Raw genomic sequence first — 26025 nt, 5'->3', positions numbered from 1 at the left:
ATATCATCGTCCGGTGCAGCGCGCGGCGGTGACCTACGCTTGCAGCCGAGACGATAGGGGGTTTCACCGTGCGCGGTCGGAATACGGGTCCGCTGGTGTGGTGCGCGGTCACGCTGCTCACCGTGACGGGATGTGCTACGTCCGCTTCGCCGAGCCGACCGGTATCCCCGGTTGTCACACCAACTTTGGACGCGCAGGCCGCCAAGAGCCGCCGCCCCGATCCGGGCGCGGTCGGCATCGGCCTGGCGAAAATCGCGCTGGCGCACACTGATTCCACCGATACGGTGACATTCGAGTTCACCGGCAATGCCATACCCGGCTGGGCGGTGCACTACGTCCGCCAGGCGTTGCAGAACGATACCCAGACCATCATCCCGATCGCCGCCCCCGCTGTCCTGGAGGTGCTCGTGCGCGAAGCGGCCAACCCGTTCCAGTCCGCTCCACCACCGTATTCCGGCCCTGCCGTACTTTCCGATCCGACGCTGAGCACCATCGGCGAGGTGCGCTTCGCCAGTGTCGTGCGCGGGGTGACCCAGGTGTTCATCGCGCTGCGCACCGAACAGGTCGGGTTCCGGGTCAGCGGGGCGCTCGATCCCGCACGGGTCGTGGTGGAATTCGAGCGCCGATGACATTGGTCGGCCCTACGCGAATGACGGAGGCCCGGTGGCACATACGCTGAATGTCCTGTGGGATCGGATCCGAGGGCGCCGCTGGCTGGTCGCGGCGGTCGCCCTCGCCACCCTGTGCGGTGCGTATCTGACCGCGCACGGCCGCGCCACCACCTACACCAGCCGGGTGCTCGTCTCCGCGGCCTCGACCCGACCGCCGACCCAGGACGCGATCCTGGCCCAGGGCTACACCCTTTATCTCAACGATCCGACCTATCAGGCGAAACTGGGCCACCAGCCCGGCTTCCCGAACGATATCGCGAGCTTCGGCGCCGAATTCGTCTCGGCCAGTCCGCTTTTCTTCGTTCAGGTCACTGCGGCCACCCCGGCCGCCGCCGAGGATGCCGCGCCCAAGGTAGCCCAACTCTACATCGATGACATCAACGGCAGGCTGGACGCGAGCCGCGAGGCCACCGCGGCCGCCATGACGGCGGCCATGATGCGCGAGTGGGGTCCGCGATTGACCGCGAACGATCCCAATGCCTTTGCCGCCCAGATACATCTGCAACAGCAGATAGATCAGCTCAATTCCGACGGCTCCAATCGGCTGACCATCCTGCAGACGGGCGCGGGGGCCGCGCCGAAGGGGGCGGGCAAGGCACGCACCCTGGGCACCGGACTCGTCGGTGGCCTCCTGCTCGGCTGTGTGGTCGCGATTTTGGCGGGCGCGGCCACCCGCAGGCTCTACACCGACTACGACATCGCCGAGAAGACAGGGGTGCGGCCCCTAGAGGTCGTGCCTCCCGGCGGCACGGCCGAGCGGGACGCCCGACGGCTGGTAGCCCTGCGGCAGATCGCCAATCTCATCGCCGGGTCCGCATCGACTTCTGTTGCGGTGGCGCCGATCTCGGCGGGCGAGGCGGGTGTTCAACTGGCACGCGCGATCGCTGAGCAGCGCGCGGCGCAAGGGGCACGCACGGTGTTCCTGCACGCGGACCTGCGCGGTGCGGAGCGAAGTGCGACTCCCGGCGTCGCGGAGTTCCTCGGCGGCACGATCGACGATGTGCGACAGCTGTGCACCGAGCGGGGCGCCTACGCGGCAATCGGCCCCGGCGCCGCCGGGGAGGACCCCTATCGCCTGTTCGAACGCGATCGAGTGCGAACCCTCCTCGAATCCGTGGGCGCGGCGGCGGATTTGGTGGTGATCGCGGTGCCGCCGATCGCCACCGCGCCCGAGGCTCAGATCGTCGCGGACCTGGCGGGGCTGACGGTGCTGGTGCTCGAGCGCGGCCGCACCACGGTGCGCGAGGTCGAGGCGGCGGTGCGGGCGGTCAACCAGGTGGGGGCGCGGGTGCTCGGCGCGGTACTCGTCGACACCTCGTCGCCGCGCCCGCTGCCCTGGCGATCGCGGACCGCCCCATGATCTTTCACCACCCCACCGTCCGGCGCGTCGGGCTGATGGCCTGCGTCGCGGTCGCCATCGCCGCCGGACTGGCGGCGGCGACCGCGGTCTCGGGCAAAGCACCGGGCGGCGTCGGAACCGTGGCGGCGGCGGCCGGGATCGCCGCGGTGCTGGTGGTGATCGGACTGCGCGATCCCCGCTGGGCCTTCGTATTCCTCATGGTCGCGACGTTTCTGCGGCCCGCCATCCCCAAGGTGCTGCCCACCACCGACCCCTTCGTACTCGCGTTCGGCGGGATGATCATCGCCACGCTGCTGTGGGCGCGCGGCCATCCGCAGCGCTGGGTTCCCCTCGGCGCGGTCGAGTGCGCGATGGCGCTGTACCTGCTGTGGAATCTGAATTCCATTCTGCAGCAGCATGAATACGAGCCGATCTACTTCCCGATCACCGGCACGAAGCTGGATCTGTGGCGCTACCTCATCATCGGGACCGGCATGCCGTTCGGCACCTATCTGGTGTCGCGCCTCATCTTCGGGACCAGGGATGCGGTGAAATTCCTCACCGCGACGGTGCTCGGCTGCGCCGCGTATTCGGCGTGGGTGAGCATCGCGCAGTTCACCGGGCCGCGCGGACTGGTCTGGCCGCGCTATATCGTGACCAATCCGGGGTGGCCGGAGCGCGCGGTCGGACTACCGAATCAGCCCGAGGTCAATGGACTCATTCTCATTGTCGGCTATGTACTCGCGCTGGTGCTGCTGGCCGCGCGCCACGGCAGATGGGAGCGAATCCTGTACGCGACCATAGCGGCGGGCTGCGCGTATGCCGTCTACCTGACCCATACCCGCTCCATCTGGCTGGATTTCGCGGTCGTGGTGCTGCTGGGAGTGCTGTTCGCCAAGGGGTATCGCACCGGATTCGTCACCACGGCCATAGCCGCGCTCATTCTCATTGCCACCAACTGGTCCACCTTCACCAGCTCGGATCGGAAGGCAGGCGGGGTCGGTTCGACCAACGAGGTCTACGACCGACTCAACGCCGATGCCACCGCGGTGTGGGCTTTTCTCGAAAAGCCATGGAGCGGATGGGGTCTCGGGCGGTTCGTGGCGGTCAATGCCTATCGCCACCGTCAGTGGTCCTCGACCACGCCCTGGGAGCGCGGTCTCGGAATCCCGCCGCACGAAACCGAACTCGGCATTCTCGCCGAACTCGGGATCATCGGGTTGCTGCTGTGGCTCACCGTCCTCGTGCTACTGGCGCTGCGCCTGCGCACCGCCTACCGTCGCCTGTCCGCCGCGGATTCCATGGCCCGCCCGCTCGCCTTCACCGCGGTCACCGCCTTCCTTTCCCTGTTCCTCGGCGGTGTTTTCGTGGACCTGCGACTGTTCGACTACCCGAGCACCATGGTCTTCGCCCTCATCGGCGCGGCTATCGGCACCGCCGACCGGGTGGCCCGCGTCCGCAAGCCCGATCCGCTGGAAGCTGGCCGCGCGCACCGGGAGGCACTGCGTGCCCGCTCCGAATCCTCAGCCGGGTAGTACGAAGTTGCGGAAGAACCGCTGATAGAACGCGATGAGGTTCTGCCGCGATATCTCCCAGGACAGTTCGCGTTCGACGCGTTCGCGCCCGAGCTCGCCCATGCGCTTGCGGCGATCCGGATCGTCGAGGAGTTCGGATATCGCGGTGGCGAAAGCGGATTCGTCGTTCGCGGGAACATAGACGGCCGCCTCGCCCGCCGAGACGCGCGCCTCGGTCAGCTCGAAAGAGACCAGAGGCCGCGCCATGGCCATGTATTCCACCACCTTGTTCATGGTGGAGACGTCATTGAGCGGGTTGTACGGATCGGGCGAAAGGCAGATATCGGCGGTGGACAGGCAGGTCTGGACGAATTCGTCGGGCACCCGGCCGGTGAACTCGACCAATTCGCCGAGCCCGAGTTCCTCGGCGAGAGCCACCAGATCGTCGAAGGCGTCGCCCGCGCCCATGAAGACGAAAAGCGTGTCGGTGCGGCCGCGCTCGCGCAGGTGGGCAATGGCGCGCAGCGCGTAGTCGACGCCGTCCTGTGGCCCCATGACTCCCAGATACGCTGCCAGATAGGTCTTTCCGCGTTTGAGCGCCGGATCGGGCGGGCGGGCGACGAAGCGGGTGAGATCGGGCGCGCTGCGCACGACCGTCACCAGATCCGGTGCCATCGCGCCGCGCTCGATGGCCGCGCGGCGATAGCTCTCATTGGTGGAGATGACGGCGTCCGCGCAGGCGAAGGTGCAGCGCTCTACCAGCTTCGCCACCCGGAACAGCGCCGAAGGGCCGCCCGCGAACCGGGATAGGAACAGTTCGGGGACCAGGTCGTGGTGATCGAAGACGAAGCGGGCGCCGCCGGGCCGCAGTGCGAGCGCGATCAAGAAGAGCAGATCCGGGGGATTGCAGGCGTGCACCACATCGATGCGCCCTTCGCGGCGCACCCGCAGTGCCAGCCGCAGCGTATGCCACAGCGCCAGACCGTATTCGCGGACATACCCCGCAGGCCCACCGGTGGCCGCCCGCAATGGATATCGCAGGATGCGCACGCCCTCGATCGTCGCTTCCGGCTCGCGATCCTGTTTGGCACCCATCGGACAGATAACCGTGACCCGGTAGCCGGCGCCGACCAGCGCGCGACTCTCCTGCCACACCCGCCGGTCGAAGGGCACCGAAAGGTTCTCCACCAGAATCAGTATGTGTCCGTTCACCGGTTCACGACCTCCTCCATGGCTCGCTCCGCCGCCGCGACGCTTGCCTGCAAACTGAATGTCGACTCCACGCGGGCGCGCGCGGCGGCGCCCATGCGCCGCCGAACCGCGTGATCGCCGAGCAACGCGATCAATCGATCCGCCAGCAGCTCCGGATCGCGCGGCGGCACAAGGTGACCCGTCTGCCCCTCGACCACCAACTCCGGCACGCCGCCCACTGCCGTGCACACTGCGGGCCGGGCCGCGGCCATCGCCTCGAGCAGCGCCATCGGGAAGCATTCGACGCTGTGCGAACTGAGCGTGACCACATCCATGGCGGGCAGCAGAGCTGCGATATCCTGGCGCGAACCGGTCGGTACCACTCGACCGTCGAGGCCCGATTCCCTTATCGTATTGGCGATTTCGTCCCGCATCGGACCATCGCCGACGATCAGGAAGCGGGCTTGCGGTATCCGGTCCACGACAATGCGGGCCGCACGCAGGAAGGTGTGGTGATCCTTCTCCGGGCGTAACGCCGCCACGATGCCGACCACCGGATGCCCGTCCTCGATCCCGAGATCCCGTGCGGCGCTGCGATCATCGGCGGTGGTGAACGCACCGGGTTCCACACCGTTGTAGACGATCCGGATCTTCGACTCCGGATAGCCGAGTTCATCGGCCATATACCGGATCTGTGCCCGTGCCACCCCGAAATAGGCCGCCGTGTGCCGATCCAGGAACCCGTCGACCAGGGGCCGCACCCGCCCGCGCGGCGCGATATCGCCGCAGTTGTGCACCCAGACAATGGAATTCGGCACGCCGGCGCACCTGGCGGCGATTCGGCCGAGCGCCTCGGCGTTGTAGCCTCGGGTGAGCACGATATCCGGTCGCTCGCGGCGCATCTCGCGAATCAGATCGCGCAGCGCCGCGCCCGCTTGCCGTTTCGTGCGATGCAGCGCCCGCGCCGGGATCCCCGCCGCCGTGAGGTCGGCGAAGAGTGCGCCCTCTTCGCCGATACAGACCGCGGAGGGCGCGAATCTGTCGCGATCCAACCGGGGCAGCAGCGTGGTCGCATGCCGCTCCGCACCGCCAACGCGCAGATCGGGCACCACGTACATGACGCGAATCGGCGCGCTCACCCCAGCACCTCTCGATAGATCCGCGCGAAACGCCGCCACACGACCTCGATATCGAATTCGGCCCGCACTCGGTCCAGCGCGGCGGCGCCGAGTCGAGCGCGCAACTCGTTCTCGCGCAACACTCGATCCAGAGCGGCCGCCAGCGGCTCGACCGCACCCGGCGGCACCAGCATCCCGCAGCGCTCATCGATGAGGTCCGGGATGCCGCCGACCGGCGAGGTGATGACGCACAGGCCGTGGGCCATGGCCTCCAGGACCGCCATCGGCTGACCTTCCCGATGCGAGGGCAGCACGAAGACGTGCGATTGCTCGATAAGTTCCGCGATCCGCTGCGGGGAAAGCCATCCGGTGACCTCGACGCTCTGCTCGAGTCCGAGTTCCGCGACGGTGCGGCGGGCGCGCTCCACCTCGCCGTCGCCCGCCACGACCAGATGGGCATTGTCGGGTTTCAGCCGATGCCACGCCTCGAGGAGCGTGAAAGTGCCCTTCCGCTCCCCTACTCGACCGAGAAACAGCATCCGCACCTCGTCGCACCTCTGATCGACAGCGCGAGCAGGTCTGATCGCATTGGGCACCACGGTTATTCGCGCCCGCGGGGCGATGTCGCGCAAGGCGACGGCCCACGGTTCGCCGAGCGCGATCACCGCCGCCGCGCTCCCCAGCGACGCGCGGATGGCGCTGCGCAGCAGCTTCGGTGACCTTTCGTAGAACACGCCGAAATCCGAGCCGTGCACGTGCACCACCACCGGCACCCGAGCGAACCGTGCGATCAACTGGCACAGGTACTTTCGAAGAAAGCTGCCGGACGAGGACATGTGCAGGTGCACGATCGACGGCCGGTCCACCATCAGTCGCAGGCAGTAGACGAATAATGAAATCGCGTACGTCCCTATCTTGGTCGCCACCGAGCCGTCGCGATGCGTGGCCACGTGCCGGATATCCCATTCCGCCCACAGCGGTGTATCCCGCATCTGCCGGACAAAGCTCGCCACCCCGCCCCGAGTGGACATACTCGTCGAAACCCACAGTGCCCGCTGCTCTGCCATCTCCGGCCCGCTCGTGTTCGCCTGTCCAACCATGGAACTCACACCGCGCCCGCATCCGGTCCATCGCTGCCCGCAGCGACCGTCTTCCCTTGCTTGCGCGCGCGCACCAGCACGGCGCCGAGCAGATGCGCGTCCACCGCCTCCAGGATCCGACGAGTTCGGCGCGCATCCCCGACTCTGGCGGCCGAGCGTTCGAGCACCAGGACGGTGCACCCGGCGGCAGCGGTAATGACCTGTGCTTCCACGGCATCCAGGACCGGCGGCGCGGCGATGACGACGAGGTCCGCGCGGTCGTACAGCCGCGAGAGCAGGCGATCGAATCTCTCGCGACTCATGGCGGTGAAGGGATCTTCCTCGGCACTGCCCGCGAAGAGTTCTCGCAGATTCGGTACCCGCGTCTCGGTCAGGATCGAGTCGATCTCGACCTCGGCGGCCAGCAACTCACCGACGCCGGTCCCGTGCGGTCTGTGCAGGTCGGCGTGCACCAGGATGGTCGCAATGCCCTGTCGGGCACGCCCTTGCGCGATCGATCGCGCTACCGTCGTCACCGCCTCGGTCGCGCCGGGCGCGAGCACCGCCACCGCGCCGCGTTCGGGCGCTGCCGCGAGACCGACGGCCGTCACCACCTGACGCATCGCTTGTTCGCGAGTGGCCGGTTCGGCCTGCACCACGGCGATCACCGGTACGCCGATCTTGGACTCGATATCGTCGGCGGTGCGCAGCCGTCGCGAGGCCGCGCCGAAACCGAGGACGGCGAGCAGGCCGACCACCAGCCCGCCCGCACCATACTCGACGAGCGTCAGCGTCCGAGAAGGACTCTGACGCACCGCATCCGAGGCCAACTGGAGATCGATGAGCTTGTTGGAGGTATCGCCGTTGATCTGATTGATCCGGTCCTGCATCTGGGTGAGCGACACCTCGTTCACCACACCGTTCGCCGCGCGAATATCGTCGAAGGGCTTGCGCACGGCGGCAATCGCCGCATCCTGTCCGGCCCGCAGTCGCGCATTGATCTCGTCGCGAAATGCGGCCCCCGCCTTGGTCGCCGCCTCCTGCGCCGCCTGCGGGGTGGCCGCGGTCGCCTCGATATACAGGATCGGGCTCGCGGCGAGGGTGCGCGCGTCCAGGCGCACTCCGTTCGCAATGCCCTGGGATGCGGTGAGTTTCGCCTGATAGGCCGGATCCTTGAAGTACTGCGCGTAGCCGACCGACAGCACCGCGTCCTGATCCGGCGCCCGATTCGGTGATCCGATGGTCATCGCGACCCGGCTGGTGTACACCGTGGTCAACTCCCGCGTGGCGAGTGCGCCGAGACCCAGCGCGAGCACGACCGCGCCGAGGACGAACCATCGCCCCCGCCACATCCGCGCGATGTGAACCCCTGCGGCACTGTTCAATTCGATTTCCTATCGGATTCGTCCCGCCGCGAGCGCCGCAGTGCCCGGCCCGCGAGGCGGGCCAGTCCCCGGATGACATCCGGTGCCAGGACAGCGAGGACGAGCAGGTAGATCGCGACGAAGACGGCCACGTCGAGAATCAGGGCGGCCAACGCCACCGGGATGGGATGGGTGTCGCTGCGCAGCAGGTGGTGTTCCAGATACCACGTGGCGGCCAAGGCCAGTGCGGCGGCGGGCAGCGGTGCGACGACGGCACGGGCGAAGGTGCGCAAGGGAATTCCGATGACCCTGCGGGCGAGCGTGGACACCACGACCGCGACGACCAGGGCGGTGGCCGAGGTGGCCAGGCCGACACCCATGAGTCCGTAGAAGTGCAGCAGCGCGAGCAGAGCTCCGATGCCGAGGGTCAATTCGATCGCGGTCTGCCAGTTGAGCAGTCCGGTGCGGCCGGAGCCCTTGATGGCCTCCTCGCTGACGCTCATCCACGCCTTGCCGAGTCCAAGTCCGGCCATGGCGACCAGCACGGTGCCCGCATCGCGCCAGCGCGCCCCGAACACCACCACGACGGCCGGTTCACCGAGCGCGATGATCAGCCCGGTCAGCGCCGCCGCACCGACCGTCACCAGCCGCAGCGCCCGCAGATAGGCCGCGGCGAAACGCTCCCGGTCCTCGGCGATGCGGGAGAACGCCGGAAACAGCGAGATGGCGCCGACCTCGACGATGAAGCGCACCGGTATCTGCGCGATCCGCTGCCCGTAGCGATAGTTGCCCAGCGCGGCGGAACTGAGCACCCGGCCGACGACGGCGGCCTCCACCGTCGTCTGCACCCGCGAGCCGAGCATGTTCACCACCACGGGCGACCCGAACCGCGCCAGCTCCCGCCACAGTCGAATGGTCGCCCGCCCGCGACCGGGCCGCCATCCGGCGAGCCACCAAACAGCGGCAACCCACACCACATAGGAGACGTAGGTGCCGATGACCATGCTCCACACGCCGAATCCCAGCGCGGCCAAGGTCACCGAAACCACCGCGAAACTCACCGCTACGGCCGGACCGACCACGATCCGTCTGCGCACGCTGAAGGCCCGCTGCAACAGCGCCTCCGGCACATTGGTCAGCGCGAAGATCAGCAGGAATCCGGAGGTGGCCGCGGCGACCCAGCCGATGGTGCCGCTGTGGAAGAGCACCCCGATCAATGGCGCGACGGCCAACGCGCCGATGGCCATGGCGACGCCATTGAGGAGGGAGGCGCGGAATACGGTCTCCGCCGCGTCTTCGATCCCCTCCTCCCGCTGCACCAGCGCCGAACGCAACCCGCCCTCCACGAAAGTGGTGAGCAGCATGGTGAGCACGGTCCCGGCCGCGAACATACCCACCTCGGTGGGACTGAGCAGCCGGGCCAACGCGATGGTCTGCCCGAAGGACACGAGTTCACCGAAGATCAGCGCCCCCGCCGACGCGGCGGCGACCCGCCCGATGCGCCGCGTCAATGTCGGTTCCCCGCCGTCGGTTTCGACGGCCGCCTCGCCCTCGCCGCTCATTGCGCACCACCCCGGCGGGTGCTATCGGCCATGGTCGGCGGGTGCGGATTCGAGCAGGGTGAACACGCGCTCATAGGCACGGCGACCGGATTCGACTTGATCGTCGGCGCTTGCACGCAACTCGGCGCGGATCGTGTCGGCCCGCGACCAGGCCGTGCGTATAGCCGCGCTCAGGCGCTCGGCCAGTTCCGCATCGTCCAGGTGCACCAAATCGACTCCGCCGCCGAACATCTCGGCCAGCCCGAGGAATTTGTCGTCGTAGTACTCGGTCGAGGTCAGGCCCACCACCGGAATCCCCTGGGTGAGAGCGAAGACCGCGAGATGGTAGGCGCCGGTGACCAGGATCCGGCAGTCGGCGACCTGCGCGGCGACCTCGGCGGGACGCACGAAACGCCCGAGCGGTGCGGCGGCATTCGCGCTACCGCGCACCAGGGGAACAGTGGTGCGGCGATCGGGAGAGCCGGGAGTCTCCGCGATGATCAGTGGAATGAGGTGGGTCCCGAATTCGGAGGCGGCCGCGCGCACGGCCGCGCCGACCCGATCCTGCGCGACCCGCGCCACCGGCGCGTAGCGGGCTATCCGCAGGCAGACACCGATTGCGGTGCCGCACAGATCTTTTCGCGCCTCCTGTGCCAGCTCGATGGCATCGTCCCCGGTCACGGCGACGATCTCCGGCGCAACTCCGAGCGAATCGAGCAGCGCGGGGCCGCGGCGCCGCTCACGCAAGCCGATCACGCCCGCTTTTGTGAGCGCCCTGGACGCTCGACCCCGCAGATCCGCATCGCGAAGCGGCCCGATCCCCTGACCGACCAGAGCGGTTGGCACCCCCGCGCCCGCGGCGTATTCGAGCAATCCGAACGCCCGACCGGCCTGCGGGATATCGGAATCGGTGAGATAGCCACCACCCAGGGCGACCACCAGTGCAGCGGTGCGCGCCGCGAGCGCCGCGCCGGGATGTCGCCGCTCGAAGTCCGATACCGACTCGTCGGTCGAATTATTGACCTCGGCAACAGCTTTCGACGAAGACACAAGGCCACGCGCCATATCACGTAGTCGAATCGCACGCGGCAGCAACCATGCCCGCGTGCGCAGCCAGGCCAACACCGGCGGCCCTACCACGGTAGGACCGAGTGCGGCGGCCACTCGCCGCACCGGCCCACACCGACCCCACGGATCGCGACCGCCGACCGTAATCCCCACCGTATCCGGAAAATACGCCGCGACCAGCGCGGGTGACTCCGTCATGATGCCGATCCGCGCATCGGGCCAACGCCGCCGCACTCGGCGCACCGTGACCTCGAGCATGGCCAGATCGCCATAGTTGCGCAACCAGTATTCGCTGTTCTCGATGAGGATGCGGTGCCCATCGCCACGAACCGGACTTCCGGTTCCCATTCAGACCTCCCCGCCCGGCCATCGGTGCCCGCTCACCGTATCTCAAACCGCCACGCCCGCAACCGCTTTGCCGGCAATAGCCGGCGATTGCCCGGCGGGCGAGCGCACCGTCGGGTAGCTTCTTGGCTATGCACCGCACGCCTTGCTCGTGGGAGCGCCATTGGGTCTGAATGTGGTCATGATCGCGACGTATCCGCTGGAGCCGGGTCGGGTGGTCGGCGGAATCGAGTCCGTGACAAGCACTCTCGTCCCCGCGCTGGCGGCCCGCCCCGAGATCGAGACGCTCACCGTGCTGCGCTTCCACACCGGCGATGCGCCGACGCCGACGCGCCGCGAGGGACCCAAGGTCGAGATCCGTTATCTGCGCGGACAATCCAGACTCTCCGTGCTCACCCGCTCACTTCTCGATGTTCGGCGCGCGCGGCGCGTCATCGCCGAGTTGCGGCCGGATGTGGTGCACGCGCAGGAGATCGGCGTGCCCGGTGAGATCGCCACCCGCGTCAGCGACCGGGTCGTGGTCACCGTGCACGGGCTGATCCACGTCGAGACCAAGCTCCGGGCCGCGGCCAGTTTCAAGGAGCGGTTGCGCTACCACCTGATCGCCGCCATGGTCGGCCGGGTGCTGCGGCGCGCACGGGCGGTCGTGTCCATCTCCGACTACGACGCGCGAGCGCTGGCCGGATCGGTGCGCGGCGAACACCTCAGCATTCCCAACCCGACCGCCCCCGAATTCTTCGCGCTCGCGCCCTCGGCGCGAACGGCAAAGCGCCTCCTCTTCGCGGGCGTACTGTCCCCGCGCAAGAATCCGGAGGGTCTGCTCGACGCGTTCGCCATTGCGGCGGCGCAGGTTCCGGACGCGCGCCTGATCATCGTCGGACCGCAGCCGGATCCGGACTACGCCCGCGCCATCATCGAGCGGGCCGCTGCGCTACGGGGTCGGGTGGAATTCGTCGGCATGGTGGACAACGAGCGGCTGCGCGCCGAACTGGCACTCGCCCGCGCGGTGGTGCTGTTCTCGCACGAGGAGACCGCGCCGACCATCCTGGCCCAGGCCATGGCGGCGGGAAAGCCCGTGCTGTCCTCCCGCGTCGGCGGCGTCGCGGAAATGGTGGCCGACGGTGAGAACGGCTATCTGGTCGAGCCGGGCGAGGTGCGCGCACTGGCCGCGCGCATGGTTGAACTGCTCGAAAATCAGCAACTGGCATTGGATTTCGGGCAGCGCGGCCACGAGATCGCACGGGAGCGCTTCGATCCCGACGCGGTGGCGCGCCGCACCGTGGAAACCTATCTGCGGGTCGCGGCGCGCTAGCGCGATCCGAAAACTGAACAGGGGGTAGCGCCTTGAGCGCATACCAGCAGAATGCCGACTGGTCGGCCACCTCGGTGCTGGTGACCGGCGGCGCCGGTTTCATCGGCTCACATCTGGTCGAACTGCTCGTGGCCGCGGGTGCGCGGGTGCGCGTACTCGACACCCTCGCCACCGGTCACCGGGAGAATCTGAGCGCCGTCGCCGAGTCGATCACGCTGCACGAGACCGATATTCGCGAACTCGACTGGGCGACGTACCTCGCCGAACATCCGACCGACGTCCTCTTCCACCTGGCCGCCAACGCCTACGTCCCGCCCTCGGTCGAGACACCCGCCGTGGACTGCGAACTCAACTTCGCCACCACTTTCCGGCTTTTGGAGGCGCTGCGGGTGACCCGGTGGCCGGGCAGACTCGTCTTCGCTTCCAGCGCGGCGGTATACGGGAATTCGGTGCGGGTGCCGATCCGCGAGGACGATCCGACGGTCCCGATCTCGCCCTACGGCGTCGGAAAGCTCGCCGCCGAGCGGTATCTCGCGGTCTTCGCCCAGCTCTACGGGTTGCGGCTGGCCTCGGTGCGCTTCTTCTCCGCCTTCGGACCGCGGCAGCGCAAACAGGTGGTCTTCGATCTGCTCGCCAAACTGGAACGCGACCGCGAGCGGCTGTTCATCCACGGCGACGGCACCCAGGTCCGCGATTTCCTCTACGTCGAGGATGCCGCGCGTTCGGCCATGATCGTCGCGGCCAACGCGCCGCTGCGCGGTGAGGCGTACAACGTGGGCGCGGGTAGCGAGTACACCATCGACCAACTGGCCAAATCGCTGTGCCGAATCACCGGCGTCCAACCGGATTTCGACTACAGCGGCAGCAACCGTCCGGGCGATCCGGAGAAATTGGTGGTCGATATCTCGCGACTGTGCGACATCGGATATCGCCCCGCGGTGGACTTCGACCAGGGGTTGGCGCAGACGGTAGCCTGGTACGAGTCGGTGACCGGGGTTCGCTGGTCCTGACGATCCAGCAGACGTGAATGGCGGCGGATGGACGAAAGCTGCTCGGCCACAGAAGTTTCGGTTCGGATCGAGAATGGGCGGCTCGGGAGGATTCGAATGGGTGTGCTCGCCGTGATCGCCGCCGCGCTCACCGCCGTCGCGGCCTGTTCGCCACCACCGCCACGCCCGTTCGTCGGCGATTTCGGCACCGGCAACTTCGATCAGTGGGCCATCTGCCAGAACGTTTCGGTCGGCAGCGCACCGTGCGCGTCCTATCACGGCCCGTCCTACAGCATGCAGGTGGAAAGTGATGTGGTGCGCGAGGGTCGGCGCTTCGCCGCGCGCTTCGAGTTGCGCCAGGGCGACTCCCCCGCCGGACTGTGTTGCGGCGACCGGGCCGAGGTGAGCGGCGAGGAGAAGACGCGCGCCGGAGAGGGCGAGGACCGCTGGTACCAGTGGAGCACCCGCTTCGAGGACGGCTTCCCCGCCGACAAGGGGTGGAGTGTGCTGTCGCAGTGGCACGCCGACCAGGACGGTCCGCCGCCGCTCGCCATCGGCGCGGGTCCGACCAATGTCGGCGTGAACCGTTGGGGCGTGGTCGTTTCCACCTGGAGAGGTCCGGACGATCCCGGCCCCACCTACACTCCGTGGAGCGCACCCATCGTCCCCGACGAGTGGACCGATATCCGCCTGCACGTCAAATGGTCCGCCAAGGATTCGGTGGGCTTCGTGGAACTGTGGATCGACGGAACGCCCCAAACCTTCACCGCCGCACCGTGTGCGGGCCGGACCCGCTGCGCGGTGCGCACCCTCATGCCCGACGGCGGCGGGGTCTACTTCAAGCAGGGCTACTACCGCGACCCGAAAATCTCCAGGCCCGGCATCGTCTACCACGACGGATTCTCGGCGGCGACCACGGCGGGGGCACTCGCGCCGCTGTAGCGGACCGCGAGGATATGTGCCGTCATCCAAGTGCACTACGGTGGTGCCCAAAAGTCCCAAACGCTGGCGGGTCGCGCGCGGCGCGTGAGCGGCGGAAGAAGGAGACCACCCATCATGTCCCTGCTGCGGGTAGTGGCCAGGATGCTCACCGGATCGACCTACACCGTCCTCGGCTGGGAGGCGGCCACCGAACCCGGCGCTCGGGTCGGCGCGGCGGCCGACACCCTGGCCCGCATTCGCAAGGTCGTCCCGCTCCCCGCCGACGACGAGACGATCGTGCGCGCCAACGGAGCGGCCCAGGCAGTCGGCGGCGCATTCCTGGCCCTCGGCCTGTTCCCCCGACTCTCGACCACCGTCCTGGCGGCCTCGCTCATTCCGACAACCCTTGCCGGACACGAATTCTGGACCGTGGAAGATCCGGACGCGCGCAAACAGCAGCGCGTCCAATTCCAGAAGAACGCCGCCATGCTCGGCGGTCTCGCCTTCGCCTACCTCGACGCGCGCCGTCCGCGCGACTGAGAACGCACCGGGATCGGCGGGCACACCGCCGATCCCGCGCCGGTCTCAGGCGCGGCCGAAGGCGAGCGCCACATTGTGCCCGCCGAAGCCGAAGGAGTTGTTGATCGCGTAGTCGATACGACCCTGGCGCGGTTCACCCTTCACCACATCGAGGTCGATCTCGGGATCCTGATTCGTCAGATTCAGTGTGGGCGGGACGATCTCATCGCGAATGCTGAGCACCGTGAGCACCGACTCCAGGGCGCCGACCGCGCCGACCGAATGCCCGAGCGCGGATTTGGGCGCGTACACCGAGGCGTGCTTGCCCACGGCCAACTCGATCGCCTTGGCCTCGGCCGCGTCGCCGACCGAAGTGGAGGTGGCGTGCGCATTGATGTGCCGATACCGGTGTCACCACACCGGCTTTGGTACCCAGTTCCAGGCCGACGACGGCGGACGGGCCGTTGGGCATCATCATGTTCGACTCGCACAATGGCGCGCGCCTGACGATTGTGCAGACGGGGATGGACCCTCGGTGGGAAATTCGGTTGCGGCCGTCACCGAAGATGGTTCGAGTGATACGGCATACGGTACGGGTGAACGGAATAACTCTGGCCTACGAGGACTTCGGCGGTGTCGGGCGGCCGCTGGTCGCACTGCACGGAAGCTTCGGTCGCGGCGCGATATTCGCCCGCCTGGCCGCCGATCTCGCAGGGCGAGTTCGGGTTGTCGCGCCGGATCTGCGCGGCCACGGCCATACCGGTCGCGCCCCGAGCTACACCGATACCGACTTCGTCGCCGATATCGCCGAACTGCTGACCGCGCTCGATCTCGGCCCCGTGGCGCTGCTCGGTCATTCGCGTGGCGGCATCGCCGCCTACCAGGTCGCCGCCGCGCACCCGCATCTGGTCTCGGCGTTGATCATCGAGGATGTCGGCCCGATCATGCGCACCCCCGAGATAGCCACCCCGATACTCGACGTGCGCGGCTGGCCCGACCGCGCTCCGACGAAGGCCGCGCTGGCCGAGGCGATTCGCGCCGAGGGCATTCCCGATCCGACGTACTTCATGCAGAGCGCGATCGAAACCGACGGCCACTGGCGTTTCCTGTTCGACTGGGCGGACATGATGGCCGTGCAGACCGGTGGCCTCGGCGACTGGTGGCCGACCTGGCTCGCCTCCACCTGTCCGGCCTTGGTCCTGCGCGCCGAACACAGCTCATTGCTCCCGGCCACCTTGGCCGCCGAAATGGTCGCGCGCCGCCCCGACACCGACCTCGTCGAAATTCCGAACGCGGGCCATTGGATACACGACGACGCCCCGGCCGCCTTCGCCGCGGCCATCGCCGCATTCCTCTACCGACCCTGAGTTACCGGTCGGAGTGCACTTCGATGGCGTGCCGCCGGACAGCGGTCCATGGCGTGGGTCGCCGCACAGCCGAGAGTCAGCAGAACACGATCGAGGTGGCCGAGGGGATCTCGACGGGAGCCGAAGGCGCGCCGGGCAGACCCGTGAGCGGGTCGAGATCGAGCCAGGTCACCGAATTCGATTTCTGGTTGGCGGCGTAGAGGCGGCGGCCGTCAGGGGCGAGGGTCAGATCTCGGGGGAATGTCCCGCCGCAGGGTGCGGTGCCGAGCGGGACGAGCAGGTCGCCCAGCAGGGCGAAGGTAGCGATATTGTCGTGGCCTCGATTGGCGAGGTAGAGGAAGCGGCCGTCGGGGGAGATGACGGGTTCGGAAGGGTAGTTGCGGTCGCCGCCGCGCTCGACGTCGGCGGCGACGGCGGGGCCTGCGCGCAGCTCGCCGGTCTCGGCGCGCCAATCGCACACGGTCACGGTCGAATTCAGCTCGTTGGCGAGGTAGGCGCGGCGGCCATCCGGATGGAAACTCAGGTGGCGGGGACCACTGCCCGCGACCAATCGAACCTGCGCGTGGGAGCGCAGGCGGCCTTCGACGAGCCGGTAGACGTAGACCGAGTCGACACCGAGGTCCACCACCAGCACCCAATCGCCGGAGGGGTCGATGACGATCTGATGCGGATGCGGTGCGGACTGCCGTTCCGGATCGGGGCCGCTCCCCTCGTGCCGCACCACATCGGTGACCGCGCCGAGCCGACCGTCCGCTTCGACGCTCAGCACGCTGACGCTGCCCGACCCGTAGTTGGCGGTGAGCACCCGGCGTCCGTCCGGTGTCACGCGCAGGTGGGTGGGGCCTTCGCCCTGCACCGCAACGGAATTCAGCACCAGGGGCCGCTCCGGGCGCAGATCGACGGCGGTAGCCGCACCCGCGGCAGGCCCTTCGTCGACGGCGTAGAGATGGCGCCCGTCGGGTGCGAGCGCGAGATACGACGGATCGGCGACGTCGATGAAATCGGTGACGACCAGCCGCCCGCTCGCGGAATCCACTGCGGCGACAGCGATTCCGCGCCCGCCCTCGGAGGTGTAGCAACCGATGCAGGCGCGCGTCCCCGTGTTCGCCCGCGCCGACGGGGGTACGGCCGATCCCAGACTCGCCCCCGCTCCCAGAGCCCCGAGCAGCCCGAGGAAGTGCCGTCGTCCGAATTCTCCGCTGTGCACTGTATGTCCTTCCCGCCCAATCACGTTCGCGCAAGAATGACCCGGATCACACCCGATCCGCAAGGGGCGCAACTCATATTGCGCAAATTGCAACAGTGGAATGCGGGTAACGTGACGCCATGTCACGAACCTTCGTAGAACGTGCCGATCGAGTCGTCGCCGCCATTCTGGATTCCGATCCGGATACCGCCGCCTGGGCGGGCGATCACCGCGTGGACGACCGACTCCCCGATTGGTCCGCCGCGGCCGTCCGCGACCGCTCAGCCATGCTGCGCGAGGCGTCGCATACTTTGGCAGAGGTGGACGACCTCGACCTGACGCCAGAGGACGGCGTGGATCACGCACTGCTCCAGCACGATGTCGACGCCAGGCTTTTCCTCCTGGACGAGATCCGCGAGCACGAGTGGAATCCGTTGCAGCACAATCCCGGACCGCTGCTGCACGCACTGCTGGCCCGCCCGTTCGCACCGGCCGAGCGGCGGCTGGAACTGCTCGCCGCCCGCCTGTCCGCGCTGCCGGACGCGCTCGCCACCGCACGCAATGTCCTGACCGATTGCCCGCGCATCCACCTCGAGACCGCCGTCGGCCAGTTCGCGGGGGTCGCCGCGCTCATCCGCGACGAGGTCCCGCAGCTCGCCGAGCAGGTGCCCGGAGTCGATGTGAAACCGGCTGCCGCGCAGGCCATCGACGCACTCGCGGAATTCGGCGACTGGCTCGCGGCCCGCCTCGATTCGGCCACTCGCGATCCGCGCCTCGGCGCGCGGCTGTGGGAGGCCAAACTCTGGCACACTCTCGACACCGATCTGAGCGCCACCGACCTGCTCGACCGCGCGTACCGCCACCTCGACCTGGTGACCGACCAGATCCGTGCCGCCGCAGGCGAATTGCTGGGTATCGCACATCCGGACGACGACACCGTCCGCACCGCGCTCGACCGGATCGCCGCCGATCATCCCGACAACGACACCGTCGTCGCCCTCGCCTCGGCCGCCGTCGACGCGGCGAAAGCCTTTGCCTTGGAACATGATCTGGTCACCATGGTGGACGATCCCCTGGTCGTCGAGCCGATGCCGGAGTTCGCGCGCGGCGTGGCCGTGGCCTACTGCGATCCGGCAGGCCCCCTCGAGACCGCCGATCTGCCGACCTTCTACGCCATCGCTCCCACACCTGCCGACTGGCCCGCCGATCGCGTCGCCTCGTTCTATCGTGAGTACAACGCGCATATGCTGCGCAATATCGCGGTGCACGAGGCCATTCCGGGTCACTATCTGCAACTCGCACACGCTCGCCGGTTCCGTGGTTCCACCGCCGCGCGCGCCATGTGCTGGAGCGGAACCTTCATCGAAGGCTGGGGCGTGTACTCGGAGGAGCTCATGGCCCTGCGCGGCTTCGGCGGCCCGCAGTTGCGCTTGCAGCAGTTGAAATCCCAACTCCGCATGACGATCAACGCCATCCTGGACCATGCCGTTCACTGCGCGAATATGTCGGAGTCCGCGGCCATGGATCTCATGCAGGGGCGCGGACATCAGGAACTGGGCGAGGCGGCGGGCAAGTGGCGACGCGCCCAACTCGGCTCGACCCAGTTGTCCACCTACTTCGTCGGCTACACCGAAGTGTCCGCCATCGCGGCAGCCCGCCCGACCAGCACCGCACCCCGCGCCTGGCACGACGCGATGCTGGCCCACGGTTCGCCCGCCCCGCGTCACCTGCGCACCCTCCTCGGTATCGCCGGAAACACCCACCCATAACTATCAAGATAGATACGATCGATGTAGTTTTGAAAGTTGTGCGAATCCTGATCCTCGAAGCCACCGAACCGACGGCCACCGCCGCGCTGACTGTCGCGCGGCGGGTGGCGGGCGTTCGAGAGATCATCGCCGCCGATACGCGCGGCGACGCGGTGCGCGCACTAGTGGACTCACTGGGCCGAGACGGCGCGCCGGTGCGCGCCGAACAACTCGATCCGGATGACCGCCAGGCCCTGCGGGAGGCGCTGACCTCAGCGGATATCGTTCTCAACGCGGCGGATCCGAGCCGATTCGGCACCAGGGTCCTGGCGCACGCCATCGATTCCGGCACCGACTACCTCGATATCTGCGACGACACCGAGATCACCTCGGCCATGCTCGAATTCGACCCGGCCGCCAAACGTGCGGGCGTATGCGCCGTCATCGGGATGGGCGCGAGCCCCGGCCTGGACAATCTCCTCGCCGCCTGCGCCGCCCGCGAACTCGATACCGTGCACAATATCCACACCGCGTGGCCGATCGACACACCGGATCCGAATCCCACCGAATTCTCCATTCCCCCAACACATCCCACCGATGCCGAGATTCGCTGGACCGACGGGATCAGCGGCGAGATCACCGTGGTGCGCGCGGGTGAGCATCATCGCGAACCCCCATTGCGGCCGATCCCGCTCGAACTACCCGGCGATCTGCGCGGCACCGCCTATACCGTCGGCCACCCGGCCCCGCTCACGCTCGCGCGCACCCTGACCGCGACCGGTGACTGCCTCGGCCTGCTCACCCTCACCCCCGGCACCGCCGCCTACCTCGACGTCCTGCGCCGCGACATTGATCGCGGCCGCCTCACCCGAGCCGGCGCCGCCGCCCAACTGACCGACCCGTCCCTGCGACGCTCGCTGCGCGCCCTCGCGCGCGCCATGCGACTGCCCGAACCGGGCAATCTTCCCCCCTTTTTCGCCTTGGTCACCGGCCACCGAGCGGGCGAAGGTCACACGGTGCTGGCCACCCTGCGCGAACCGGCCACCGGCACCCCGCTAACCACCGACCTGGCCAGGGCCGACGGCATTCCGATCGCGCTCGCCATCGCCCACCTGGACCGGGAACGGCCCGGCGTACACCCTCCGGAGGCAATCATCGATCCGGACCGCTTCTTCTACGACCTCGACACACATCTGCTGGGTCCGACCCACACTCCGAGCCTCGTCCTGCGACGCAATCGGACGACACGCGACACTCGATCATTTTAGAAACGGCCGTTTATTATATGATCACTTCATGCCGACGAGTGCCGACATCCCCCCGAAGACCCGCTCACGCCGCCGCTGGTTGCGCCGACTGCTGATCGCCTCGGGGTGCGTGGTCGCGCTCGCGGTGGCGGCGGGCGGATGGGCGATCTACCAGAACGACTTCGACTACCGCCAGGAACATGTCACCATCACCGGCTCCACCCAGCCGCTCGAGGGCACCCTCACCCTGCCCAAGCAGGGCAATGGCCCCTACGGCCTGGTCCTGTTCATCCACGGCGACGGTGTCGCCAACGCCGACCGCGACGGGTTCTACCGTCCGATGTGGGAGACCTTCGCCAAGGCGGGCTATGCCTCGATCGGATGGAACAAGCCGGGTATCGGGGGCGCGCCGGGCAACTGGCTCGATCAATCCCTGCGTGATCGCGCCCTCGAGGCCGAGGCCGTCATGGACTGGGCCAGAGCGCGCACCGACATCGATCCGCACCGCATCGGGCTGTGGGGGATCAGCCAGGGCGGTTGGGTCATTCCGCAGGTCGCGGTGGATCGGCCCGATCAGGTGCAGTTCATCATCCCGGTGGGCGCCGCCATCAACTGGGAACGCCAGGGCGAGTACAACCTGCGCGCGGAGATGAAAGCCAAGAACGCCTCCGACGCCGAACTGCGGGCCGCGCTGCAACGCCGAGAGGACTCGCTCGTCCTGCTGCGCGAAGACGCACCCTACGAGCGATACCGTTCGACCACCACCGATTCCGATCCGATGAGTCCGGATCGCTGGCGTTTCGTGGAGCGGAACTTCCGCGCCGATGTGAGTCCCCTGTTGCCGCGACTGAACGTTCCGGTCCTGCTCGAACTCGGCGCCGAGGACCGCAATGTGGATGTGCGGGAGACCGAGCGCGTCTACAAGCAACTCGTCAAACCGGAACTCTTGACCGTCCATATGTACCCGGATGCCTCGCACAACATCGTCAAGGCCGATCTCGACCACAACCAGGACAGCCTGAAAACCGTGCTGACCTACATCTTCGCCCCCCGCTCGCTCTATGTGCCCGGATACCTGGACGATATCCGCGATTGGGTCTCGAAGCTCCCTCCGCGCTGAGAGATACGCGTATCGTTGCGGTGCGCGCCGGTCCGACCAGCCCGGCGCGTGCCGAAGGGATATGCGTCACTTGGGAATCCGCAATTCGGTGCGCACCATGCGCACCAGCGCCACCGCTCCGAGCACGGCCCCGAGCAGCGTCAGACAGAACCAGAACCAGCGCCATTCGGGCGGCAGCGGGAACAGCAGCAGAATCGTCACCGGATACATCACCGCCGCCAACCGGAAGCGCCGCTCGTCGCCGATGTGCTGTCGCAGCCGCTGCTCGGCCGAGGTCGGGTGGGCCGTCCGCCGTGGCGCCAGACTGCCGACCATGACCACCCGCCAGGTGCGGATACTGATGGTGAGGGAGCCGAGCAGGAAGGCCAGGCCGAGCAGTTGGACCCACTGCGGCGGATCCCCTAGCCGCGGATAGGCGAAGGGCATGGTGATGATCGCGAGCACCAGGGCGGCAACGGATTCGAAGAACACTGTCCGCCGTGCGGGCCGCAGATGACGCAGCCCGTATCGGGTTCGCATCGCTATTGCCGCGCGCCGAAGCGCATTCCGAGTCCGGCGAGATCGATCTCGGTGTAGTCGAGGGCGCAGGGATTGCCCGCGGCGACCCACATTCTGCCCGCGGCGAGGTCCATGACGACCGAGGCGACGGTGCACACCGCGGCCGCCGGATCCTCGCCCGCCCGCGCGTGCATGCACACCGAATCCGGAGCATTCTCGTGTGAGCGCAGCGCGGCCATCAGCGCGGGCGCGTCCGAGACGGACCTGCGCTCGATCGCTGCCAGCCGACACAGCGAGTTCAGGTGCCCGTCTCGATCGAATCGATCGAATTCCCCTGCCGCGCCGAGGAAATGGTTGGTGTGCGCGAGCCGATCCGACACCGGTTCCGTGCGATGCACGCCGGACGGGCCGCCGGGATGGCATTCGAGATTGCGGGCACGGCCCGTGCTGTCGACGACGAGATAGTTGGCGCTGCTCGCGCGGACCGAATCGGTGAGCACCCGCGTCGCCGTCGCGAGGTCGCCGCTGTCGAGTATGCGGCGCAGCGCGATGTGGTAGGGCAAGCCGACCGCACCCGAATCGGCCTCGGACACCAAGGCATTGGTGGCCACGCCGATCCCCCGATCGTTCATACCGGTTTTGGCCAGCATTCCGGCCTCGACCACGGTGACCAGATCGGGTCCGCCCGCACCGCGCACGGCCAGCACGACCACGCTCGCCGCCGAGAAGCCGAGCCAGTCCCAATTCTGGCCGACCACAGCGGATCCCGACCCGACTCCGGCGACGGCGGTGCATTCGGGCACCGGTCCGGAGCGCATGCGCGAAACCATGCCCGCGAACATGATCTCCGTGCGGCAGTTGACGGCCAGCACCTCCTCGTATCGCACGCCCGCACCCGCCGCGATTCCTGCGATCTCGGCGAGATATTCCGCCCCGATGGCGGGCTCGTAGCGGACTGCCATGCGGCAGGCCGCATCCCAGTCCAGCCCGGCCAGCTCGGCGAAGATCCGCCGATAGCCCTCGATGGTCACCGCGATCCGCGCCGCGGCGGCGAATCCGTACGCCGCGCCTCGTTCACGCGGGCCGCCGGATACGGCAATGATCGGAAACACGGCATCACTCCTAGTCGAATCGACATCCCAGATGATTCTATCAATTGACAGACGATCGGTTCATTTTTGATAGATATATGGATGCCACATCAACCATTGACTGTGTGACGCAGCCGACATACAGTCGCAACTCAAAGAATTGGAAACTTTCCTAATAGTTCATCCGGCGCGGTTCGGATGGATCGGGACGGAGGGTCGATGACGACCGCGCGACCCACCAGGGCGGGCACACCCAGCCTGCTGCGCGCCATCAACGACCGCGCGGCGCTGGAGCTGCTGCTCACCGAGGGACCGCTGTCGCGCACCCAGATCGGCGCCCGCACCGGATTGTCCAAACCGACTGCCTCGCAACTGCTTTCCCGACTGGAAGCGGCCGGACTCGTAGTGGCGATCGGCACCGAGTCCGGCCGCGGACCGGGACCGAACGCCCAGCTGTATCAGGTGAACCCGACGGCCGGATACGTCGCCGGACTCGATGTCACCAATTCCGAGATCCGGCTCGCGGTCGCCGATATCACCGGCGCGGTCCGCGCCGAACATCGCGTATCCACCAGGGGCTGGGGCGCGGCGCGCACCATCCCCAACGCGGCCGCGGCCGTTGCCGAAACCGCACGCCTGGCCGGCATCGAATCGAACGCGTTGCGCGCCATCGTCATCGGTATCGGCGGCGCGCTCGATCCGGCCGTCGGCAAACTCCGCTACGCCATGCACCTGCCGGGCTGGCACTCCCCCCACCTGCTGGCCGACCTCGAATCCGCGACCGGCGCACCGGTTTCGGTGGAGAACGATGTCAATCTGGCCGCCATCGCGGAGCAGGCGCACGGCGCGGCGCGCGGCTGCCAGGATTTCGTCCTGCTGTGGACCGGCGTCGGCGTCGGCGCGGCCATCGTGCTCGGGGGCAGGCTGCATCGCGGATTCACCGGCGGCGCGGGCGAAGTCGGCTATATGCCGCTGCCGGGCGCACCGATCGTGCACGATGTGCGGCGCAAGAATTCCGGCGGCTTCCAACAATTGGCGGGGGCACCCGCCGTCCTGGCGTTGGCGCGGCGACACGGATTGACGGCCCCGACCGCACCGCGCGCGGTGGCACAGGCGTTGGAAACTCCGGGCGCCGGAAGCGAATTCCTCACCGAATTCGCGGGCCGACTGGCCCTCGGGCTCGCCGCCATCGTCACCGTGGTCGACCCGGAGTTGGTGATTCTGGCGGGCGACGTACCGCGCGCGGGCGGCGAGCCACTGCGCGCCATGGTGCAGGAGGCCCTGTCCGAGTTGACGATTCCGCGCCCCGAGGTGCGCCGCAGCACCGTGCCCGGCTACCCCGTCCTGCACGGCGCGCTGCAACGCGCATTGGCCGCCGCGCGGGAAGCCGTCTTCACCACCCACTGATCCACCACCGCACAACCGGCAGTAACCCTCCAGAGAGAACCGTCACGATGCGCAGAACACTCCGCACCCTCGCCACCTACTCCGTCGCGACCACGATCGCACTGGTGCTCACCGCGTGCACCGGGCAGAGCGCCGGCGGCGGAGACGACGGCTCCGCCGCGGGCAAAGACGTCACCATCACCTTCTGGCACGGGTGGAGTCAGGACAACGAGGTCAAGGCCATCGACGACAATATCGCCGCATTCCAGAAGCTGCACCCCAACATTCACGTCAAATCCGTCGGCAATATCACCGACGACAAGATCGAGCAGGCACTGCGCGCGGGCGGCCGGGACGCCCCGGATGTGGTGTCCTCCTTCACCACCGATCAGGTCGGCAAGTACTGTTCGGCGAAAGTGTGGGCGGACATGAACCCATTCCTGCGCAAGGACGGCATCGACGCCGCCAAAACCTTCCCCGCGCCGATGCTGGACTACAGCCGATACGAGGGCAACCAGTGCGCGCTGCCGCTGCTCGGCGACTCCTACGGTCTGTACTACAACAAATCCGCGTTCGCCGCCGCCGGTATCACCGCCCCGCCGCGCACCTTCAGCGAATTCGAGGCCGCCGCCGCCAAACTCACCATTCCCGACGGCGACGGCTTCAAACAGCTCGGCTTCATGCCGAACTTCCACGGCTACGAGACCACACCCATGCACTACCTCGGCCAGTACGGCGCGACCTACTTCGGCCCGGACGGCAAAACCAACGTCGCCGCCGACCCGAAGATCGCCGCCATGTACACCTGGCAGAAGAATCTCGTCGCCAAACTCGGCGGCTTCGACAGGCTGGAGAAGTTCCGCACCGGCTTCGGCGACGAATTCAGCGCCAAGAACCCCTTCGAGACCGGCCAGTTGGCCATGTCGCTCGACGGCGAATGGCGCACCGCCACACTGACGGCCAATAAAGTCGGCTTCGACTGGGCCACCGCACCCTTCCCCGTCCCCGACGACCAAGCCGACACCTACGGCCGCGGCTACACCACCGGCACCATCGTCGGCATCGCGGGCTCGAGCCAGAAACAAACCGCCGCTTGGGAATTGGTGAAATTCCTGACCACCGACACCGACAGCCTGATCGCCTTCGCCAATGCCATCCACAATGTGCCCAGCACGAACGCGGCGCTGAATTCACCGAAGCTGGCGGCGGATCCGACCTTCAAGACCTTCCTGGACATCGCCAAGAACCCGCACTCGACCACCACACCCGCCAGCATCAATGGCGGCGCATACCAGATGTCACTGCGCAATTTCGGCTACGACTACGAATCCGGCAAGCAGCCCGATGTGCAGGCGGGACTTTCCGCTACCGCCAAGGAGATCGACGCCGCCATCGCGCAGGCGAAGTGATC

Annotated in this window: 22 protein-coding genes and 1 pseudogene; 13 read left to right on the top strand and 10 right to left on the bottom strand. The window is 67.8% G+C overall.

The window, feature by feature from the left end; translation table 11 throughout:
• Positions 1–68: 68 nt before the first annotated feature.
• The 3 genes from D5S18_RS14350 to D5S18_RS14340 are packed head-to-tail and all read left to right on the top strand — an operon-like array spanning position 69 to position 3545.
• Entirely contained in the window at positions 69–629 is a 561-nt protein-coding gene (locus D5S18_RS14350) for an AMIN-like domain-containing (lipo)protein (RefSeq protein WP_147403956.1), read from the top strand.
• 34 nt (positions 630–663) lie between these two features.
• Positions 664–2031, top strand: a complete 1368-nt coding sequence (locus D5S18_RS14345) for a P-loop NTPase family protein (protein ID WP_120041149.1) — start codon at positions 664–666, stop codon at positions 2029–2031.
• The gene (locus tag D5S18_RS14340) at positions 2028–3545 is read left to right on the top strand and encodes an O-antigen ligase family protein (protein WP_120041147.1); all 1518 of its coding nucleotides are present in this window, start codon (positions 2028–2030) and stop codon (positions 3543–3545) included. Before D5S18_RS14345 ends, D5S18_RS14340 begins: the two co-directional genes overlap by 4 nt.
• On the opposite strand, the gene D5S18_RS14335 is transcribed toward D5S18_RS14340, so the two are convergent.
• Genes D5S18_RS14335 through D5S18_RS14310 form a run of 6 tightly spaced genes read right to left on the bottom strand, consistent with a single transcriptional unit; the run spans position 3534 to position 11233 of the window.
• A complete protein-coding gene (locus D5S18_RS14335; RefSeq protein ID WP_120041145.1) occupies positions 3534–4736 on the bottom strand; it encodes a glycosyltransferase family 4 protein in 1203 nt (400 codons plus the stop codon). The genes D5S18_RS14340 and D5S18_RS14335 overlap by 12 nt on opposite strands.
• Positions 4733–5854 carry a glycosyltransferase gene (locus D5S18_RS14330; protein ID WP_239003764.1) on the bottom strand — a complete coding sequence of 374 codons (1122 nt, stop codon included), beginning with the start codon at positions 5852–5854 and terminating at the stop codon, positions 4733–4735. The genes D5S18_RS14335 and D5S18_RS14330 overlap by 4 nt, the downstream gene beginning before the upstream one ends.
• On the bottom strand, positions 5851–6900 hold the full coding sequence (locus D5S18_RS14325; RefSeq protein WP_239003763.1) for a glycosyltransferase family 4 protein: 1050 nt from the start codon (positions 6898–6900) through the stop codon (positions 5851–5853). The genes D5S18_RS14330 and D5S18_RS14325 overlap by 4 nt, the downstream gene beginning before the upstream one ends.
• A gap of 38 nt (positions 6901–6938) precedes the next feature.
• The gene (locus D5S18_RS14320; protein ID WP_120041141.1) at positions 6939–8264 is read right to left on the bottom strand and encodes a P-loop NTPase family protein; all 1326 of its coding nucleotides are present in this window, start codon (positions 8262–8264) and stop codon (positions 6939–6941) included.
• Between the two features lie 29 nt (positions 8265–8293).
• Positions 8294–9838 (bottom strand): oligosaccharide flippase family protein, encoded by a 1545-nt coding sequence (locus D5S18_RS14315; protein WP_120041139.1) that lies wholly within the window; start codon positions 9836–9838, stop codon positions 8294–8296.
• A 21-nt stretch (positions 9839–9859) separates the two neighbouring features.
• On the bottom strand, positions 9860–11233 hold the full coding sequence (locus D5S18_RS14310) for a polysaccharide pyruvyl transferase family protein (protein WP_120041137.1): 1374 nt from the start codon (positions 11231–11233) through the stop codon (positions 9860–9862).
• 148 nt (positions 11234–11381) lie between these two features.
• Here D5S18_RS14310 and D5S18_RS14305 point away from each other — a divergent pair, with 148 nt between their 5' ends.
• The 4 genes from D5S18_RS14305 to D5S18_RS14290 all read left to right on the top strand — a co-directional run bounded on the left by D5S18_RS14305 (position 11382) and on the right by D5S18_RS14290 (position 14992).
• A complete protein-coding gene (locus D5S18_RS14305) occupies positions 11382–12542 on the top strand; it encodes a glycosyltransferase family 4 protein (RefSeq protein ID WP_147403955.1) in 1161 nt (386 codons plus the stop codon).
• Between the two features lie 32 nt (positions 12543–12574).
• Positions 12575–13552: an NAD-dependent epimerase/dehydratase family protein gene (locus D5S18_RS14300; protein ID WP_120041133.1), complete on the top strand. Its 978-nt coding sequence runs from the start codon at positions 12575–12577 to the stop codon at positions 13550–13552.
• Between the two features lie 96 nt (positions 13553–13648).
• Positions 13649–14473 (top strand): polysaccharide lyase family 20 protein, encoded by an 825-nt coding sequence (locus tag D5S18_RS14295; RefSeq protein WP_158607869.1) that lies wholly within the window; start codon positions 13649–13651, stop codon positions 14471–14473.
• 114 nt (positions 14474–14587) lie between these two features.
• Positions 14588–14992: a DoxX family protein gene (locus tag D5S18_RS14290; RefSeq protein ID WP_120041129.1), complete on the top strand. Its 405-nt coding sequence runs from the start codon at positions 14588–14590 to the stop codon at positions 14990–14992.
• 45 nt (positions 14993–15037) lie between these two features.
• Here the strand turns inward: D5S18_RS14290 and D5S18_RS14285 are convergent.
• A pseudogene (locus D5S18_RS14285) lies at positions 15038–15370 on the bottom strand (beta-ketoacyl-ACP synthase); the annotation flags it as partial.
• Between the two features lie 197 nt (positions 15371–15567).
• On the opposite strand from D5S18_RS14285, the gene D5S18_RS14280 reads away from it, so the two are divergent.
• The gene (locus D5S18_RS14280) at positions 15568–16338 is read left to right on the top strand and encodes an alpha/beta fold hydrolase (protein WP_203236739.1); all 771 of its coding nucleotides are present in this window, start codon (positions 15568–15570) and stop codon (positions 16336–16338) included.
• A gap of 76 nt (positions 16339–16414) precedes the next feature.
• Here D5S18_RS14280 and D5S18_RS14275 read toward each other — a convergent pair whose 3' ends face one another.
• Entirely contained in the window at positions 16415–17545 is a 1131-nt protein-coding gene (locus tag D5S18_RS14275; RefSeq protein ID WP_203236738.1) for a lactonase family protein, read from the bottom strand.
• A 119-nt stretch (positions 17546–17664) separates the two neighbouring features.
• Between D5S18_RS14275 and D5S18_RS14270 the strand changes: the two genes are divergently transcribed.
• From D5S18_RS14270 to D5S18_RS14260, 3 genes are all read left to right on the top strand, one after another.
• Positions 17665–19293, top strand: a complete 1629-nt coding sequence (locus D5S18_RS14270) for a DUF885 domain-containing protein (protein WP_120041127.1) — start codon at positions 17665–17667, stop codon at positions 19291–19293.
• A gap of 38 nt (positions 19294–19331) precedes the next feature.
• Positions 19332–20540 carry a saccharopine dehydrogenase family protein gene (locus tag D5S18_RS14265; RefSeq protein WP_120041125.1) on the top strand — a complete coding sequence of 403 codons (1209 nt, stop codon included), beginning with the start codon at positions 19332–19334 and terminating at the stop codon, positions 20538–20540.
• Between the two features lie 88 nt (positions 20541–20628).
• A complete protein-coding gene (locus tag D5S18_RS14260; protein WP_162500976.1) occupies positions 20629–21639 on the top strand; it encodes an alpha/beta hydrolase family protein in 1011 nt (336 codons plus the stop codon).
• A gap of 66 nt (positions 21640–21705) precedes the next feature.
• Here D5S18_RS14260 and D5S18_RS14255 read toward each other — a convergent pair whose 3' ends face one another.
• On the bottom strand, positions 21706–22158 hold the full coding sequence (locus tag D5S18_RS14255; protein WP_120041121.1) for a hypothetical protein: 453 nt from the start codon (positions 22156–22158) through the stop codon (positions 21706–21708).
• 2 nt (positions 22159–22160) lie between these two features.
• A complete protein-coding gene (locus D5S18_RS14250; RefSeq protein WP_120041119.1) occupies positions 22161–23249 on the bottom strand; it encodes a C45 family autoproteolytic acyltransferase/hydrolase in 1089 nt (362 codons plus the stop codon).
• A gap of 198 nt (positions 23250–23447) precedes the next feature.
• Between D5S18_RS14250 and D5S18_RS14245 the strand changes: the two genes are divergently transcribed.
• Positions 23448–24635: an ROK family transcriptional regulator gene (locus tag D5S18_RS14245; RefSeq protein WP_120041117.1), complete on the top strand. Its 1188-nt coding sequence runs from the start codon at positions 23448–23450 to the stop codon at positions 24633–24635.
• A gap of 47 nt (positions 24636–24682) precedes the next feature.
• Positions 24683–26023, top strand: a complete 1341-nt coding sequence (locus D5S18_RS14240; RefSeq protein ID WP_120041115.1) for an ABC transporter substrate-binding protein — start codon at positions 24683–24685, stop codon at positions 26021–26023.
• Positions 26024–26025 lie beyond the last annotated feature (2 nt).

It is taken from the genome of Nocardia panacis, from assembly GCF_003598715.1.
Lineage (GTDB): Bacteria > Actinomycetota > Actinomycetes > Mycobacteriales > Mycobacteriaceae > Nocardia > Nocardia panacis.
Note: the sequence above shows the minus strand (reverse complement) of the source record. Positions and strands in the feature narration are given on the sequence as shown.